Below are 17,252 nucleotides of genomic sequence, written 5' to 3' on the forward strand. Positions count from 1 at the left end.
CTCCTAATCAAATGATATTGAGAATCATTATCATTTAATGAAAGTATACAATGGGCATATTCATATGTAAAGGGAAAATACCGCCAATTTTTCGACAAAAAGTTTCCCGGGGAATAATGCTGTCGAATATTGCACTTGCTCAGATCAAAGCTGCTATTTTTCCGCTTTTCCATCCATACTATGAATGAGAATGGAGGAGTCCTTACATGAATGATCAAACGGCAAACTTAAAACGGGATTCTTAATATCGCCGCGTACCTCATCCTTGCCGCCGTCAAACTGGTGATCAGTCTTATTTATCATTCCGAAGCGCTTAGAGCGGACGGGTTAAATAATGCCACGGATATTGTCGCATCACTGGCTGTGCTGATCGGGCTCCGGATTTCCCAGCGCCCCGCGGACAGTGATCATGCCTACGGACATTATCGGGCTGAAACAATTTCTTCATTAATTGCGTCTTTTATTATGATGGCGGTCGGTATTGAAGTGCTGATCGGAGGAGCAAAGGCGATTGTCAGCGGAACGGAGGCCGAGCCGAGCTTCATTGCGGCATGGACGGCGCTCGGAAGCGCGATTGTAATGTACGGCATGTATGTATATAACAGCCGTCTTGCGGATCGGGTTAAAAGTTCTGCGCTTCATGCGGCGGCGAAAGACAGCCGTTCTGACGCCTATGTCAGTATTGGGGCGTTTATAGGCGTCTTAACCGCCCGGCTTCATCTGCCGTGGGTTGATCCGGTCATTGCTTTTCTGATCGGAATCATCATCTGTAAGACGGCATGGGACATCTTCAAAGATGCTTCCCACTCATTGACGGACGGGTTTGATCTGAAAGATTTGGAGCCGTATAAACACACGGTGAAAGAAATAAAAGAGGTCAGCAGGCTGAAGGATGTGAAAGCAAGGTATTTAGGGAGCACGGTTCATGTGGAAATGGTCATTACGGTAGATCCGGGACTGTCTGTGAAAGAAGGCCATGAAGTAGCCGATGAGGTCGAATATGCAATAAAACATGAACATGATGTGACTCATGTCCATGTTCATGTAGAGCCTGAAGTCATAAACAAAGATCGTGAAACGAATTAAATATGCTGTGATAAAAACTCTGTGACTTCTTCGGGCGTTTTCGCGTTTGCGCTGTGAAGATGCGCTTTCTTTTCGCCGTTTTTAAAGATCAGAAGGCTCGGTATGCCCATTACCTGATATTTGTCGGCAAGCTCAGGGAGCTCGTCTCTGTTCAGTTCATACCAATCATTTTGATTATATTCTTCCAAAATATCGCCGATGAACATATTCATGCGCGTGCAGTCAGGGCACCAGTCAGCGAAAAATTTCACGATGATTTCCTTGTCGGATTGAATAAGTTCATTAAATTGTTCTGTTGTACTGATTTTTTTCATATGACACATCTCCTTTTCCATGCCATTTTAATATAAAATAAAAAGGAATTACATACAAATGCTTTCATATTCAGAATGCCCAAAAATAATTAGATCATTTTCTGAGGAAAGTGATAAGATAGTAAAGATGAATTGTTGTGGGGGGAATATCCATTGAAAACAAGTCTAGGATTGGTGTACGGCGGAAAGTCAGCCGAACACAATGTATCGCTGCAGACAGCATTAGCTGTAACAAAAGCGCTTAATACTGAGAAGTTTGATATACATCCGATTTACATCACTGAAAAAGGAGAATGGCAAAGAGGCCCGCTGCTGACTGAGCCGGTTTCCAACGTGAAAATGCTTCAGCTGGAACAAAACGGTGAAAGTTTCGCTCTATCAGCATTGAACCGGGAAATGTTTCCTGAAGCGTCGCCTGACGAAAAGGCGCCGATCGATGTCGTATTTCCGCTTCTCCACGGACCGAACGGTGAAGACGGCACCATTCAGGGTCTGCTGGAATTGCTGAACGTTCCTTATGTCGGCAACGGGGTGCTTGCATCATCAGCCGGCATGGATAAAGTCATCATGAAGCATTTGTTCGCTCAAGCGGGGCTTCCGCAGGCGAAGTACGCCGCTTTCTTAAAAAAGGACTGGAAACAGACGCCGGACAGCTGCTTACAGCAGGTTGAAGAAGAACTGGGATATCCGTGCTTCGTCAAACCGGCGAACCTCGGATCAAGCGTCGGAATCAGCAAATGCCGAAACCGTGAAGAGCTTGAAAAAGCCTTCGAACTGGCTTTTGAGTATGACCGGAAAATTGTGGTGGAAGAAGGAATCGCCGGCAGAGAAATCGAAATCGGCGTACTCGGAAATGACGAACCGAAATGCTCCGCCGTCGGTGAAATCGCGCCGAAAACCGACTTTTACGATTACAAAGCGAAATATGAAGACGGCGACACGGATTTAATGATTCCCGCGCAAGTGACGGATGAACAATATGCGGAAATCAGCGAAATGGCGATTAAAGCCTTCAAAGCGATTGACGGATCAGGCCTTGTCCGCGCCGATTTCTTCCTGACCAATGACGGTCAAGTGCTCATTAACGAAGTGAACACAATGCCGGGCTTTACGCCATTCAGCATGTTCCCGCTGCTTTGGAAAGAAGCAGGCGTAGATTACAGTGATCTGATCGAACAGCTGGTTGAGCTGGCAAAAGAACGCCATGCCGAAAAACAGCTGATTAAACATACATTTTAATGAAGACGGACACTGCCTGAAGGGGCAGTGTCTTTTCCCGTAACAGACAACATTTTCAGAAAGCGAGGTGCCACCTTTGATAAAGCGAACTGTAAAACGAATCGCAGACATGGTCAAAGGCACACTGACAAATCCCGAATTTGAACAAACAATGATTGAGGGCGCCGCAACCGATACGCGGACTTTGGAAAAAAATCAGCTGTTCATTCCTTTAAAAGGCGAGCATTTTAACGGCCATACCTTTGTGCCGCAAGCATTCGAAAAAGGCGTTTCCGCGGTATTGTGGGACCGCTCTGAACCGAATCCGCCGGAAGGGCGTGCTGTCATCCTGGTCAATGACACGCTGGAGGCGCTGCAAACATTGGCAAAAGCTTATTTGGAAGAGCTCGGCACACGGGTTATCGGGGTGACCGGGAGCAACGGAAAAACGACAACGAAAGACATGCTTCACGCCGTTCTCGGCACGCAGTACCGCGTTCACAAAACCGCCGGCAATTTCAACAATCATATCGGCCTGCCGCTGACCGTGCTTGCCATGCCTGAAGATACAGAAATCGCCGTTTTAGAAATGGGGATGAGCGCGAGAGGCGAAATTGATTTTCTGAGCCGTCTTGCTGAACCGGAAGCGGCCGTCATTACCAATATCGGCGAATCCCACATGCAGGATTTAGGCTCAAGAGAAGGAATTGCGGAGGCGAAACTTGAAATTATAAACGGACTTCGGGAAGACGGCGTTCTGTTTTATTTCGGGGATGAGCCGCTGCTCCGCCAAAAGACGTACACTTGCCGGACAACGACATACGGCGCAGGCGCGGACAATGATCTCCGCCTGAAAGAAATAAAACAAGCGGAAGAAGGCACGTACTTCAATATCGACGGAATCGACCGTTCTTTCTTTATTCCGGTTCTCGGCAGACATAATGTGATGAATGCCATGGCCGCATACGCCGCCGGCATCTATTTCGGCATTACGCCGGAAAATGCCGCTCTGGGACTGAGCCGCCTGAAGGTGACGGGGATGAGATTGGAACTGGTCAAAACGGAAAACGGCATCTCGATCGTAAACGACGCGTATAATGCGAGCCCGACGTCAATGAAAGCGGCGGTCGAATTAATCGAAACGATGAAAGGCTATCGGAAGAAAATGCTCGTTCTCGGTGATATGCTTGAACTTGGTGATGAAGAAAAAGCATTCCACGAAGAATGCGGAGCTGCGGTCAATCCGGCGGAAATCGACCATGTATTTACTTACGGCACACTCGGCGCATTCATCGCTGACGGAGCGCGCCGGCATTTTGAAGAAGGGCGCGTCAGCCATTATCTTGACAAAAAAGAACTGCTTCACGCCATACAGGAAATGGCCGCTTCCGGCGATCTCCTTCTGTTTAAAGCATCGAGAGGTATGAAGCTCGAAGAAATCGTTAAAGATTTATTAGAGAAGAACTGAAAAAATACTGATCAGCATCATAAAAATATACAAAAATGAAGAAACTAATTCAGGGTGAAATAATTCTGTCCGTATGAAAAAGAAAGACCGCCGGCTGGGAAATCCCGTCCGGCGCGGGGTCCGGCCTCGTTCGCGGGAAGAATCCGGTCAGGCCGCTTCCGGCCGCCTGACCATCTCGCCTTATTGAAAAACACATAGTGTAATGGTAAGATTAAACGTAAAGTAATTCGGGCTTTGTATACGTATGATCCTGTCCTTTGGATGAAAGGGCGGTTTTTAGTGGTAAATCACGACATTACTGAAACAGCAATCAGAAGGAGTTTGAATAATTTGACTATAACGTTTCAAGATTTCCAATTAAGTTCTGATCTCATGAAATCAATCAATCGTATGGGATTTGAAGAAGCAACACCGATCCAGGCACAAACGATTCCGCTCGGACTTTTAAATAAAGATGTCATCGGACAAGCGCAAACAGGTACAGGTAAAACAGCTGCGTTCGGTATACCCCTTGTTGAAAAAATGAACCCCGAGTCTCCTAATATTCAAGCAATCGTAATCGCGCCAACCCGTGAATTAGCCATTCAAGTATCTGAAGAGTTATATAAAATCGGACAAGATAAGAGTGCGAAAGTACTGCCTATTTACGGCGGCCAGGATATCGGACGTCAGATCCGCGCATTGAAGAAAAACCCGCATATCATCGTAGGTACGCCGGGGCGTCTTCTTGACCATATCAACCGCCGCACGATCCGTTTAAACAACGTGAACACGGTTGTCATGGATGAGGCTGATGAAATGCTGAACATGGGATTCATTGATGACATTGAATCCATTCTCTCAAACGTGCCGAGCGACCACCAAACGCTCTTATTCTCAGCAACAATGCCTGCGCCGATCAAACGGATCGCAGAGCGTTTCATGACTGAGCCGGAACACGTAAAAGTAAAAGCGAAAGAAATGACTGTATCAAACATTCAGCAGTTCTACTTGGAAGTGCAGGAGCGCAAAAAATTCGATACGCTGACTCGTCTTCTTGACATTCAGTCTCCGGAACTTGCGATCGTATTCGGACGTACGAAACGCCGTGTCGATGAGCTTGCTGAAGCCCTGAACCTTCGCGGATATGCGGCTGAAGGAATTCACGGCGACTTAACGCAGGCGAAACGTATGGTTGCGCTTCGTAAATTTAAAGAAGGTGCGATCGAAGTGCTTGTAGCGACTGATGTTGCCGCCCGCGGACTTGATATCTCAGGCGTTACCCACGTTTATAACTTTGACGTGCCTCAAGATCCTGAAAGCTACGTTCACCGTATCGGAAGAACGGGCCGTGCAGGAAAAACGGGTATGGCGATGACGTTTATCACACCGCGTGAGAAAAGCATGCTTCGCGCGATTGAACAAACGACAAAACGCAAAATGGACCGCATGAAAGAGCCGACGCTTGACGAAGCATTAGAAGGACAGCAGCAGGTGACGGTTGACCGTCTGCGCACGGCGATCAGCGAAAACAACTTGAACTTCTACATGACGGCAGCTGCGGAATTGTTAGAAGATCATGATGCAGTGACAGTTGTGGCTGCAGCCATTAAAATGGCGACAAAAGAGCCGGACAGCACGCCTGTACGCCTCACTGATGAAGCGCCGATGGTCAGCAAACGCTATAAAAACCAGCGTACTTCTAAGCGCAGAGACGGCCAAGGCGGCGGCTACCGCGGCGGCAAAGGGAAAAACAACAACCGTTCTTCCTACGATAAAAAACGCTCAAGCGACCGCCGTTCTTCAGGTGACAGACGCCAGAAAAAATCATACTAAAACACAGGAAGCGGACCCTTTTACGGGGTCCGCTTTTTTTTGATATGCCGGAAAGTGAATCTTTTTTGCAAATCAGCCGTATTTGTATGTATGATAAAAAATGGGAGGTAGGTATGTTGAGAGCACAGCCAAAAAATCGAATCAGTCCAAGCGGCTTAAAAGTCTGGCGTCTTCAGGAAATCATCCTGTCCGCCTTCTGTCTTCTGGCCGTTATAGCAGCAGCTGTTTTAAGCCATTTCTTCCATTGGCCGTATTGGATCACCGGAGTCCTCGGCATCATTTGGATATTCGGTTCAGTGATATCCGTCTATGCCATACCGAAAATCAGGCACAGGATCTGGCGCTATGAAGTCCATGAAAATGAAATTGATATTCAATCCGGCATTTTTATTGTCAAACGGGTCATTGTGCCGATGGTGAGGGTGCAGCACGTAGATACTTCACAAGGCCCGCTCCTCAGAAGGTACCGTCTGGCCTCAGTCAAAATTTCCACGGCGGCAACCGTTCATTCCATTCCGGCGCTTGATATGGAGGAAGCTGACCGGCTGAGGGATTCCATTTCCCGTCTGGCAAGGGTGACGGAAGATGATGTCTGAGCCGAAACGTCTGCACCCGGCGGCCGTGATTTTGAACTTATTCCATATTATTATCGAAACCATTAAAAACATTATTCTGCCATTTTTTCTCGTCTATATTGTAAACTCCAACCACTTCATCCGCTTTTACGGAGGCATTGCGCTCGCCGTCCTGCTTATCTGGCTGATTACGGCTAGTGTGATCGAGTGGAGAAAATTCACATACCGGATTGAGGACGGAGAATTCAGAATTGAAGAAGGCTTGTTTTTTACGAAAAAGAGATACATCTCCATTGACCGGATTCAATCAATGAATACGAGTGCCGGCATCATTCAGCAGCTTTTTAAGCTTGTTAAGCTTCAAATCGAAACGGCTGGCGACGGGAAAAACGCCGAGGCCGTCTTATCCGCCATTACTGTGGAAGAGGCGGAACGGATCAGAGCGGCTGTTTTTCAGCAAAAAGCGGAACAAGAAGAACGAGGGGAGACCGCAGCGGAGCAGGAGCCGATGCGCGGGGAAGATGTGCAATCCGTTTACCGATTGTCTGTAGGTGAGCTGCTTATGGCCGCCTCAACATCCGGGGGAATCGGTGTCATCATCTCAGCGGTATTCGCCCTCTTTTCTCAGATTGATGAAGTACTTCCGATGGACTGGCTCTATGACAGGTTTTCTTTTCTCAAGCATGCGAGCATCGGTATATACGCCGTGATCATTTTCATAGGATTGTTCATCGCCTGGCTGTTAAGCATCGCCGGTATGATGATCAAGCATGCCAACTTTAAAATAGAAAAAAAGGAACACGAATTGGTCATTACCAGAGGAATTATTGAAAAACATCAAGTGACAATCCCGCTCCGTAAAATCCAAGCCATTAAAATGAAAGAAAATGTGATCAGGCAATTATTCGGATACGCGACGGTGGCGATTGTCAGCGCAGGCAGTGCGGGGAATGAGAAAGAAGGAGCACAGACGATTCTGTTTCCGATCATCCGCAAATCAAAGCTCGGAGTGATGCTGAACGGTTTCACACCGGATTACGTGCTGGAAGAAAACCGGAATCATTTGCCGAAAAGGGCGCTGCGCCGGTATTTATTCCGATCCATAATCTTCTCGGTTTTCGTGATCATCCCGCTTTGTATTCTGTTTAAGCCGTGGGGATATGCATCGCTCCTTGTGCTTCCCGTCGAACTGGTGCTTGGATATGCCTCGTTTAGGACAGCGTCATGGTGCATAAACGGCGGCAGGCTTCAGATTACCACGAGGCTGGTCGGGAAGACGACCACGATTATGCTGAGAAGAAGAATGCAGATGTTTGAAGTCAGCCGCTCCTTTCTGCAAAAAAGAAGGCGGCTCGCATCTGTGGCTACCGCAGTGAAATCAGCTCACCACATGGAGCATGTCATGCTGAAGGATGTCAGCGAGGAAGATGCCGAACGCATCGGGCGCTGGTATTCATATGAAAAAGCGGACGGTTAATACCGCCGCTTTTTTTGCTGCACGCATAAAAAGGAAAGCAAAAATCCGCCTGCCAGTCCGAACAAATGCGCCATAATGTTAATATTAGAGTTGATAAACGTCGACAGCACCGCGATGATAAGCAGGGTCATAATCATTTTCGACTGATCCCGGCCGATCAGCTCCTTGCGGAAAACAGTCAGAAACACATACACGCCGAAAAGTCCGAAGATCGCGCCGGATGCGCCGACATGCACATAATCAAGCGGTTCGGCAAGATACGTGCCGATATTGCCGATGATGCCCGATGCGATGTACACAATCAGAAAACGGACTTTTCCGAGCATCTGCTCAAGCGGGGGCGCGAATAAAAAGAGAGACATGGAGTTAAACAAAAGGTGAGTGAAATTCGCGTGTAAAAACATCGGTGTCACCAGCCGCCACCATTCTCCCGAGGAAACGCCGTAATTATAGCCGGTCACAGCATCTGACCACATCATGACGGAATGAAGCGGCATACTGAAAAACAGCCACAAGAACGCCTGCAGCGCCAAGATACAGCTGACGGCCGGATAACGTCTGATAAAAGTCTGGAAATTTTCCGTTCGTATAAACATCGCAAGCCCCTTTGCATCTGATTTGTTACATATATAGTAACACGTTTATGACATAAACCGTTTTTTAGTACGGACTTTTAGGAGGAATTCACATGATTTTCGGAATCGGAATCGACATCGTTGAACTGCACAGAATTGAAAACATGCTCAGCCGGCAGGCAAGATTTCCGCAAAGAATATTGACGGAGGCTGAATACGCCCGTTTTACATTGCTGTCGGACAAAAGGAAAATTGAATTTCTCGCGGGAAGATTTGCGGCAAAAGAAGCCTTTTCGAAAGCATACGGCACAGGTATCGGCAAAGAGCTCAGCTTTCAGGATATTGAAACTGGAAACGACAAAGCGGGAAAGCCTGTGCTGGCCTGCGCCAAGCTTGACGGCGCGGCGGTTCACGTCTCCATTACCCATACAAAAGAATACGCCGCGGCACAGGTCGTGATTGAAAGGTTGTCACGCTAGTCTGCATATTAGCCGGAACCCCTTCATATATTTGATAGTGCATTAAGGGAGACAAGTTGTTTGAGGCTTTTATGGTACGCGTCCGTCCGTTCAGGGCGTACCGTTAAAGTCAAACAAGCGATTTCTTCCCTTTACATCAATTGAGAAGAAGGGGTTGAAAAAAGGTGAGAAAAAGCTTTGTTTTGCTTTTAACGGGACTGCTTGCCGTCCTTATTCTTTCGGCCTGCGGCCAAAAATCACAGGAAGATATCGTGAACGGTTTAGATAAGAAGGCGAAGGAATACACCTCGTACAAAGCGAAAGCCAAAATGACCATCGAAACGGGGAGTGATCCGCAAGTATACAATGTGGAAATCTGGCATAAAAAACCTTCCCTGTACCGGGTCTATCTGGAAAATCCGAAAAAAGACCAAAACCAAGTCATTTTACGGAACGCCAACGGAGTCTTTGTCCTCACGCCGTCGTTAAATAAGAGCTTCAGATTCCAAAGCGACTGGCCGAATAACAGCAGCCAAGTATATTTGTTTGAGTCACTTGTAAAGGACGTGCAGCATGACAAAGACGCCGTCTATTCCGCCAAAGATAAAAAGTACACGTTTGAAACAAAAACAAACTATCAGCACAACAAAATGCTGCCGACTCAGGAAATCACTTTCAACAAAAAGGACATGAGCCCGTCGCTCGTCAAAGTCATGGATACAGACCGGAAAGTGATGGTAAAAGTCGAATTCAAAAGCTTTGAATTCAACAAGCCGTTTGATAAAGACTCTTTTGACGAGAAGAAAAATATGACGCTTTCCCAGATGGACGTCGCCACAAGTGCCAAGCCGTCTGATTCATTTGCGGTCAAAACACCGCTTCAAGTGCCGGCCGGCGTCAAAAAACTTGAAGAGAAAGATATTTCAACGGCGGACGGCAAACGGATCGTCATGACTTACGGCGGAGAAAAATCTTTCACCCTTATTCAAGAAAAAGCCCATATCGCAAAAGCCGCCTCTGCCGTCACGCTGAAAGGCGAACCGGTTAATCTCGGCTTCACGGTTGCGGCATTATCTGATACGTCTTTAACGTGGACATATGACGGAGTGGATTATCTTCTGTCATCACAGGATCTGACAAAAGATGAAATGGTGGCCGCCGCCAAAAGCATGCAGGGACAGTCGTCAAAATAACGTCAAAAAAGAGGCCGCCGCTGTCGGTCTCTTTTTTGATTCCATTTCACTTTGCAGAATAATTTTAGTATGATAATAACAATATGAATTGAAAATAATGCTAGGAAGTGTATCGAATGACCACAGCATCCTTTTACAGAGAAACGTGGGCGGAAATCAATCTGTCCGCGATTAAAGAAAATGTCACGCATATGAAAAAACACATCGGGCAAAACGTCCATCTCATGGCGGTTGTAAAGGCGAACGCTTACGGACACGGAGATTTGGAAGCCGGTAAAGCCGCGCTTGAAGCGGGTGCCTCTTGTCTTGCCGTAGCCATACTGGATGAAGCGATTTCATTGAGAAAGCGGGGCATTACAGCGCCGATTCTCGTGCTTGGCGCCGTGCCGCCCGAATATGTACAAGCAGCTGCCGAGTATGACGTAACACTCACGGGGTATTCTGTTGAATGGCTTCAGGAAGCTGCGCGCCACCTCGGGAGTGCGACAGTGCCGTTTCATCTGAAAGTCGACACCGGCATGAACAGACTCGGAGTCAAAACGGAGGAAGAAATCCAAAGCGTGTTAAAAATCCTCAGCCAAAATCCCGGTTTAGTCTGTAAAGGCGTATTCACCCACTTTGCTACCGCGGATGAGAAAAACAGAGATTATTTCCTCTGCCAGTTTGACCGCTTTAAAACATTGATCGCTCCGCTTCCTTTAAAAGAATTGATGGTGCACTGCGCGAACAGCGCTGCCGGACTTCGTCTTAAAAAGGGCTTCTTTAACGCGGTTCGTTTCGGCATCAGTATGTACGGGCTTCGTCCTTCTGCTGACATCCAAAGCGAAATTCCGTTTCAATTAAAGCCGGCTTTTGCGCTGCACTCTGTTTTATCCCATGTGAAAAAGATCCGCAAAGGGGAAAGCGTCAGCTACGGCGCAACATATACGGCAGAGAAGGATCAATGGATCGGAACGGTTCCCATCGGCTATGCAGACGGGTGGCTCCGCAAGCTGAGCGGCACGTCTGTGCTGATCGGCGGCAAACGGATGAATATCGCGGGAAGAATCTGCATGGATCAATTGATGGTCGAATTAGATCAATCTTATCCGCCGGGCACCAAAGTCACCCTGATCGGCAGCCAGAAGGAAGAAACGATCACGATGGATGAAATCGCCGGGCGGCTTGGAACGATTAATTACGAGGTCCCTTGTACCATTAGTTCCCGCGTTCCCCGTATGTTTTTGGAAAATGAGAGTATAATGGAAGTAAGAAATCCTTTACTGCAAGATAATACAAGCAAGTAGCCGTCATCCGGAAAAAGAGAATTTATAAAACAGCTTTGCTTGACGTTTGAATAATGGTATCATTATGTCTGGATGGATGAATTGGTCGTATCCGTAAGTTTGGTGGAGGTGTATGTTTTTTGTCTGAATCCAGCGCAAGAACCGAAATGAAAATCAGCTTGCCCGAAAACTTAGTAGCTGAATTGGATGGTGTAGCGATGCGGGAGAAACGAAGCAGAAACGAACTGATATCACAAGCAGTGAGAGCGTATGTCAGCGAACGGACAACTCGCCATAACCGTGATTTGATGAGACGCGGGTATATGGAAATGGCGAAAATCAACTTGAATATCTCTTCTGAGGCTCACTATGCTGAGTGCGAAGCAGAAACGACCGTTGAGCGCTTAGTCAGCGGAGGATAATCATTTTGATTGTAAAGCGCGGCGATGTTTATTTTGCTGATTTATCTCCTGTTGTTGGCTCAGAGCAAGGCGGCGTACGCCCGGTTTTAGTGATCCAGAATGATATCGGAAATCGCTTTAGCCCGACTGCTATTGTTGCAGCCATAACAGCCCAAATACAGAAAGCGAAATTACCAACCCACGTCGAAATTGATGCAAAACGCTACGGTTTTGAAAGAGATTCCGTTATTTTGCTGGAGCAAATTCGGACGATTGACAAGCAAAGATTAACGGATAAAATAACTCATCTGGATGATGAAATGATGGATAAGGTTGATGAAGCCCTGCAAATCAGTTTGGCACTCATTGATTTTTAGTCATATTTTGGTTGCTCATATAGAGCAACTTTTTTTGTTTTCGAAAAACATAAGCGCTATAATAAAGAGATAATCAAACAAAATTTGTTGTTTTGTGTCGGGAGGTCAGTGAAACCCATGTCGAATCAGAAAGTGTATCAGTTCATCATTGATCAGCATGATGAACTGCTTGATACTTGGACAGCCAAACTAAAAGAAGTAGGCAATCAGGAAGACTATCAGCTTACGAATCACATATGTGAAAATATTTGTAAAGACTATATAGACATTCTTTTATTATCGACTAAAAATGACGAGGCTACGGAAGAGCAGATCAGTGAACTCGCACTGCGTGCCGTTCAGCTCGGCCTGTCACTGAAACTTCTTTCAGCCACCCTGTCAGAGTTTTGGAAACTGCTTTACGAAACGATGGTCGACCTTAATATGGCCGATCAGGACAGAGCAGATTTGATTTTGGAAATAGACAGCTTTTTCAATCCGATCAACACGGAAATCTTAAATCAGTATTCTATCTCCTGGGAAAAAACGGTTACTTTGCAAAAAATCGCGCTTCAGGAATTGTCGGCTCCGCTGATCCCGGTATTTGAGCATGTAACGGTCATGCCGCTTGTCGGGACGATTGATACGGAGCGTGCAAAGCATATTATGGAAAATCTGTTAAACGGCGTCGTAAAGCACCGTTCACAGGTTGTATTAATTGATATCACGGGCGTGCCGGTCGTTGATACGATGGTGGCGCACCATATTATTCAGGCATCAGAAGCGGTGCGGCTTGTCGGCGCGAAATGCCTGCTCGTCGGAATCCGTCCGGAGATTGCGCAGACGATCGTTAATCTGGGAATTGATTTGTCGCAGGTTATTACGAAGAATACCCTTCAAAAAGGAATTCAAACAGCGCTTGAAATGACAAATCGAAAAATCGTTTCATTGGGGGAATAACATTGTGAGACATCCAAAAATCCCGATCCTGAAACTGTATAACTGCTTATTGGTATCCATCCAATGGGAACTTGACGACCAGACAGCTTTGCATTTTCAAGAAGATCTGCTGAACAAAATCTATGAAACCGGCGCAAACGGGGTCGTCATTGACCTGACATCCGTTGACATGATCGATTCATTTATCGCGAAAGTGCTCGGCGATGTCATCACCATGTCTAAATTGATGGGCGCAAAGGTCGTATTGACGGGAATTCAGCCGGCTGTGGCGGTCACATTGATTGAACTCGGAATCTCACTTGAGGAAATTGAAACGGCGCTCGATTTAGAGCAAGGGCTTGAGACATTGAAGCGGGAATTGGGGGAATAGCGATGAACGACCAATCCTGTGTGAAAATCATGACAGAATGGGATATCGTAGCCGCCAGACAGCTTGGCCGCAACGTTGCGAAGGAATTAGGCTTCGGTACGGTGGACCAGGCCAGAATCACGACGGCTATCTCAGAATTGGCCAGAAACATTTACTTATATGCAGGCAAAGGCCAGGTCAGCATAGAACAAGTAAACGACAGAGGGAAAAAAGGCCTTAAAATTATAGCAGAAGACAAAGGACCCGGAATCCCCGACATCCGTAAAGTGATGGAAGACGGCTTTTCAACGTCAGGCGGACTGGGAGCGGGACTTCCGGGCGTCAAAAGGCTGATGGACGAATTCAGCCTGCAATCTGTTGCAGAGGAAGGAACAGAGATTCAAGCCGTGAAATGGCTTCGGTAGGAGGTTAGAACGTGGATTTCAGGGAGGTTATAGAGCAGCGGTATCATCAGCTGCTTAGCCGATATATAGCCGAATTAACAGAAACATCTTTATATCAAGCCCAAAAATTCAGCCGAAAAACGATTGAACATCAGGTTCCTCCGGAGGAGATTATCAGTATCCACCGAAAAGTAGTAAAGGAACTGTATCCGGATCTGCCGGAAGATGTTTTTCATTCGCTGGATTTTTTAATAGAAGTCATGATTGGCTACGGGATGGCTTATCAGGAACATCAAAGTCTGAGAGATATCCAGCAGGAGCTTCGTTCAGAAATTGAAATTGCCGCAAATGTTCAGCAGACGCTGCTTGGCACAAAAATTCCTGAAGAAGAAGATCTGGATATCGGGGCGATCAGCGTCCCCGCCAAACAGATGAGCGGGGATTATTATCACTTTGTCAAAGACAAGGAATCGATTAACATCGCGATAGCCGATGTCATCGGAAAAGGAATACCCGCCGCATTGTGCATGTCGATGATCAAGTATGCCATGGACTCTCTTCCGGAGATCGGCATTCACCCCTCCCAAGTGCTGAAAAATCTTAACCGCGTTGTAGAACAGAACGTGGATTCAAGCATGTTTATCACCATGTTTTACGCAAACTACAATACGGAAAATCACCAATTTACATATGCCTCTGCGGGGCATGAACCGGGCTTCTACTACTCTGAAAAAGAAAAAAAGTTTTATGATCTGGAGGCAAAAGGATTGGTGCTGGGAATTTCTCAGGATTTTGATTACAGCCAATATGAACAGCACATGGACGAAGGAGACATGATCGTTCTTTTTTCTGACGGCGTCACCGAATGCCGTACCGAAAACGGTTTCTTAGAACGCAGCGACATTCAGCGCATGCTGGAAGAACATATGGACTGCTCCGCGCAGGATATGGTCAAAAACATTTACGACAGCCTGCTGAGACTCCAGGACTTTCAGCTTCATGACGATTTTACGTTAATTGTTTTAAAAAGAAAGGTTTAAAAAAACAGCAGCACGGGTAAAAAGCCATTAGCACGAGTAAGGATAACTTTCAGAGGTGATACGATGAATTTAACGGTAGATATGAAGGAGAATCTTTCAGATATACAAATCAAAATCGCTGGAGAAATCGATGTATACTCAGCTCCGGTGGTTCGTGAAAAGCTGATGCCCCTGGCAAACGAGGGGAAAGACATGAGAATCTGCTTAAAAGATGTAAATTATATGGACAGTACGGGTTTAGGCGTTTTTGTAGGCGTGTTTAAAACGGTGAGCAAGGAAGGCGGCTCTCTGAAGCTTGAGAATCTTTCCGACCGGCTCGTCCGTCTGTTTGAAATTACGGGGCTTAAGGACATCATCGACATTTCGGCAAAGTCAGAAGGTGGCGTGCAATGAGTACATCAGTTGATTATATAGAGATGAAAATTCCGGCCGAACCGGAATATGTAGGAATCGTCAGGCTTACGTTATCAGGGGTCGCAAGCAGAATGGGCTATACCTATGATGACATTGAAGATTTAAAAATCGCTGTCAGCGAAGCTTGTACAAACGCTGTCCAGCATGCATACAACGATGAAAATAAGGGAGAAGTATCCGTGCGGTTCGGTGTGTTTGAGGATCGGCTGGAGGTCATTGTCGCCGATCAGGGAGACAGCTTTGATTTTGATCAGAAGCAGCAGGATCTCGGGCCGTACACTCCTTCGCACACAGTCGATCAATTGTCAGAAGGAGGGCTCGGTCTGTATTTAATGGAAACGCTCATGGATGAAGTCAAAGTTCAAAGCAACTCTGGCGTAACCGTGGCGATGACAAAGTATTTAAATGGGGAGCGAGTTGATCATGGCACAACCATCAAAAACTACGAAACTAACTAAAGATGAAGTTGATCGGCTCATACGCGACTTTCAAACACATGATAATAAAGAAGCCCAGGAAACACTCGTTGAGGTGTATACCAATCTCGTCGAAATGCTGGCAAAGAAATATTCAAAAGGAAAAAGTTTTCATGAAGACCTCCGCCAGGTCGGGATGATCGGACTTCTCGGAGCCATTAAACGGTATGATCCCGAGGTCGGCAAATCCTTTGAAGCATTTGCGATTCCGACCATCATCGGCGAGATCAAACGCTTCCTCAGAGATAAAACATGGAGCGTACACGTCCCGCGACGGATTAAAGAACTCGGGCCGCGCATTAAAATGGCGGTGGATCAGCTGACGACAGAGACGCAGCGGTCGCCGAAAGTCGAAGAAATCGCAGCCTTTCTCGATGTGTCAGAAGAGGAAGTGCTTGAAACGATGGAGATGGGAAAAAGCTATCAGGCGCTGTCTGTCGATCACAGCATCGAAGCGGATGCGGACGGAAGCACCGTCACGATTTTAGATATCGTCGGTTCGCAGGAGGAAGGATACGAACGCGTCAACCAGCAGATGATGATCAAAAGCGTGCTTCATGTGCTGTCCGACCGCGAAAAACAGATTATCGATCTAACATTTGTGCAAAATAAAAGCCAAAAAGAAACAGGGGACATTCTCGGAATATCTCAAATGCACGTCTCGCGCCTGCAGCGGAAAGCGGTGAAAAAACTGAGAGAGGCCTTGATTGGAGATCCCTCCATGGAGCTAATGTAATGATTCAGGTTGAAGAAAATGAACATGTTCAAACTCTTGTATACCAATTAAATAAAGAAGGCAAGTCCATATGCGGCGACAGCTTTTTTATGAAGGCGAATGAAGAAGAATTAGTTTGCGCGGTAGCGGACGGTCTCGGCAGCGGATCTCTTGCCAACGAATCCTCGTCAGCCATTAAAGACATCGTGGAAACGTATGCGGATGAGGATGTGGAAAGCATCATTGAGCGCTGCAATCAAGCGATGAAAAACAAAAGAGGGGCGACTGCCTCCATCTTAAAAATCAATTTCATCAAAAGGGAATTGACATACTGCTCGATCGGCAATGTCCGTTTCTTCCTGCACTCCCCATCAGGCGAAGTCTTTCATCCGCTGCCGATTTCGGGTTACCTCTCAGGCAAACCGCAAAGATACAAAACGTATACGTCATCATACGAAAAAGGGGCGAGGTTCATCATCTACACGGATGGGCTTGAGGCTCCACATATCCGCACCTGCTTAAAGCAGGGACACTCAATAGAAGATATATCAAAATCACTTCATCCGTACACAACATCCAGACGTGATGATTTGACCTATATTCTAGGGCAGCTTTTATCGTAAGGCTGCTTTTTTTATGTTCCGCCGTTTTTTGATACACTAGAGAAAGAATGAAGAGATGGAGGCTTTTGTG

At 46.6% G+C, this 17,252-nt stretch carries 21 protein-coding genes; 19 read left to right on the forward strand and 2 right to left on the reverse strand.

The window, feature by feature from the left end:
- Positions 1-237: 237 nt before the first annotated feature.
- Positions 238-1,086, forward strand: a complete 849-nt coding sequence (locus tag NYE42_RS02465; protein ID WP_352427003.1) for a cation diffusion facilitator family transporter — start codon at positions 238-240, stop codon at positions 1,084-1,086.
- On the opposite strand, the gene NYE42_RS02470 is transcribed toward NYE42_RS02465, so the two are convergent.
- Positions 1,083-1,400 carry a thioredoxin family protein gene (locus tag NYE42_RS02470; RefSeq protein WP_003156200.1) on the reverse strand — a complete coding sequence of 106 codons (318 nt, stop codon included), beginning with the start codon at positions 1,398-1,400 and terminating at the stop codon, positions 1,083-1,085. The genes NYE42_RS02465 and NYE42_RS02470 overlap by 4 nt on opposite strands.
- 153 nt (positions 1,401-1,553) lie before the next feature.
- Here NYE42_RS02470 and NYE42_RS02475 point away from each other — a divergent pair, with 153 nt between their 5' ends.
- The 5 genes from NYE42_RS02475 (at position 1,554) to NYE42_RS02495 (ending at position 7,953) form a co-directional block, all read left to right on the forward strand.
- The gene (locus tag NYE42_RS02475) at positions 1,554-2,639 is read left to right on the forward strand and encodes a D-alanine--D-alanine ligase (protein ID WP_003156199.1); all 1,086 of its coding nucleotides are present in this window, start codon (positions 1,554-1,556) and stop codon (positions 2,637-2,639) included.
- A 76-nt stretch (positions 2,640-2,715) separates the two neighbouring features.
- The gene (murF, locus tag NYE42_RS02480) at positions 2,716-4,086 is read left to right on the forward strand and encodes a UDP-N-acetylmuramoyl-tripeptide--D-alanyl-D-alanine ligase (RefSeq protein ID WP_352426736.1); all 1,371 of its coding nucleotides are present in this window, start codon (positions 2,716-2,718) and stop codon (positions 4,084-4,086) included.
- 330 nt (positions 4,087-4,416) lie between these two features.
- Positions 4,417-5,901, forward strand: coding sequence for an ATP-dependent RNA helicase CshA (gene cshA / locus NYE42_RS02485; protein WP_352426737.1), 1,485 nt, complete (start codon positions 4,417-4,419; stop codon positions 5,899-5,901).
- Between the two features lie 116 nt (positions 5,902-6,017).
- Positions 6,018-6,497 (forward strand): PH domain-containing protein, encoded by a 480-nt coding sequence (locus NYE42_RS02490; protein ID WP_007410226.1) that lies wholly within the window; start codon positions 6,018-6,020, stop codon positions 6,495-6,497.
- The gene (locus NYE42_RS02495; protein WP_031378638.1) at positions 6,487-7,953 is read left to right on the forward strand and encodes a PH domain-containing protein; all 1,467 of its coding nucleotides are present in this window, start codon (positions 6,487-6,489) and stop codon (positions 7,951-7,953) included. Before NYE42_RS02490 ends, NYE42_RS02495 begins: the two co-directional genes overlap by 11 nt.
- Here the strand turns inward: NYE42_RS02495 and NYE42_RS02500 are convergent.
- The gene (locus NYE42_RS02500) at positions 7,950-8,549 is read right to left on the reverse strand and encodes a rhomboid family intramembrane serine protease (RefSeq protein WP_003156193.1); all 600 of its coding nucleotides are present in this window, start codon (positions 8,547-8,549) and stop codon (positions 7,950-7,952) included. The two genes, NYE42_RS02495 and NYE42_RS02500, sit on opposite strands and share 4 nt — an antisense overlap.
- A 92-nt stretch (positions 8,550-8,641) precedes the next feature.
- On the opposite strand from NYE42_RS02500, the gene acpS reads away from it, so the two are divergent.
- The 13 genes from acpS to NYE42_RS02565 all read left to right on the forward strand — a co-directional run bounded on the left by acpS (position 8,642) and on the right by NYE42_RS02565 (position 17,182).
- Complete coding sequence (gene acpS, locus NYE42_RS02505) at positions 8,642-9,007, forward strand: holo-ACP synthase (protein ID WP_007410229.1); 366 nt, start codon at positions 8,642-8,644, stop codon at positions 9,005-9,007.
- Between the two features lie 164 nt (positions 9,008-9,171).
- On the forward strand, positions 9,172-10,179 hold the full coding sequence (locus NYE42_RS02510; RefSeq protein ID WP_007410230.1) for an outer membrane lipoprotein carrier protein LolA: 1,008 nt from the start codon (positions 9,172-9,174) through the stop codon (positions 10,177-10,179).
- Positions 10,180-10,295: 116 nt separating this feature from the next.
- Positions 10,296-11,465, forward strand: coding sequence for an alanine racemase (gene alr, locus NYE42_RS02515; RefSeq protein WP_039252648.1), 1,170 nt, complete (start codon positions 10,296-10,298; stop codon positions 11,463-11,465).
- Positions 11,466-11,584: 119 nt separating this feature from the next.
- Positions 11,585-11,866: a type II toxin-antitoxin system antitoxin EndoAI gene (gene endB, locus NYE42_RS02520; RefSeq protein ID WP_003156188.1), complete on the forward strand. Its 282-nt coding sequence runs from the start codon at positions 11,585-11,587 to the stop codon at positions 11,864-11,866.
- Between the two features lie 5 nt (positions 11,867-11,871).
- Positions 11,872-12,222 (forward strand): type II toxin-antitoxin system endoribonuclease NdoA, encoded by a 351-nt coding sequence (gene ndoA / locus NYE42_RS02525; protein WP_003156187.1) that lies wholly within the window; start codon positions 11,872-11,874, stop codon positions 12,220-12,222.
- 117 nt (positions 12,223-12,339) lie between these two features.
- A complete protein-coding gene (locus tag NYE42_RS02530; RefSeq protein WP_003156182.1) occupies positions 12,340-13,161 on the forward strand; it encodes an STAS domain-containing protein in 822 nt (273 codons plus the stop codon).
- 4 nt (positions 13,162-13,165) lie between these two features.
- Positions 13,166-13,531: an RsbT antagonist protein RsbS gene (gene rsbS / locus NYE42_RS02535; RefSeq protein ID WP_003156180.1), complete on the forward strand. Its 366-nt coding sequence runs from the start codon at positions 13,166-13,168 to the stop codon at positions 13,529-13,531.
- Positions 13,532-13,533: 2 nt separating this feature from the next.
- Positions 13,534-13,935 carry an anti-sigma regulatory factor gene (locus tag NYE42_RS02540; protein WP_003156178.1) on the forward strand — a complete coding sequence of 134 codons (402 nt, stop codon included), beginning with the start codon at positions 13,534-13,536 and terminating at the stop codon, positions 13,933-13,935.
- A gap of 11 nt (positions 13,936-13,946) precedes the next feature.
- Positions 13,947-14,954: a PP2C family protein-serine/threonine phosphatase gene (locus tag NYE42_RS02545; protein WP_039252645.1), complete on the forward strand. Its 1,008-nt coding sequence runs from the start codon at positions 13,947-13,949 to the stop codon at positions 14,952-14,954.
- Positions 14,955-15,017: 63 nt separating this feature from the next.
- Complete coding sequence (locus NYE42_RS02550; RefSeq protein WP_031378636.1) at positions 15,018-15,347, forward strand: anti-sigma factor antagonist; 330 nt, start codon at positions 15,018-15,020, stop codon at positions 15,345-15,347.
- Positions 15,344-15,826 carry an anti-sigma B factor RsbW gene (gene rsbW / locus NYE42_RS02555; RefSeq protein ID WP_007609591.1) on the forward strand — a complete coding sequence of 161 codons (483 nt, stop codon included), beginning with the start codon at positions 15,344-15,346 and terminating at the stop codon, positions 15,824-15,826. The genes NYE42_RS02550 and rsbW overlap by 4 nt, the downstream gene beginning before the upstream one ends.
- A complete protein-coding gene (gene sigB / locus NYE42_RS02560; RefSeq protein ID WP_003156171.1) occupies positions 15,792-16,580 on the forward strand; it encodes an RNA polymerase sigma factor SigB in 789 nt (262 codons plus the stop codon). The genes rsbW and sigB overlap by 35 nt, the downstream gene beginning before the upstream one ends.
- Positions 16,580-17,182 carry a PP2C family serine/threonine-protein phosphatase gene (locus NYE42_RS02565; protein WP_039252641.1) on the forward strand — a complete coding sequence of 201 codons (603 nt, stop codon included), beginning with the start codon at positions 16,580-16,582 and terminating at the stop codon, positions 17,180-17,182. Before sigB ends, NYE42_RS02565 begins: the two co-directional genes overlap by 1 nt.
- The last annotated feature ends 70 nt before the right edge of the window (positions 17,183-17,252 follow it).

The sequence above is a fragment of the Bacillus sp. FSL K6-2865 genome, assembly GCF_040311405.1.
Taxonomy (GTDB): domain Bacteria; phylum Bacillota; class Bacilli; order Bacillales; family Bacillaceae; genus Bacillus; species Bacillus velezensis.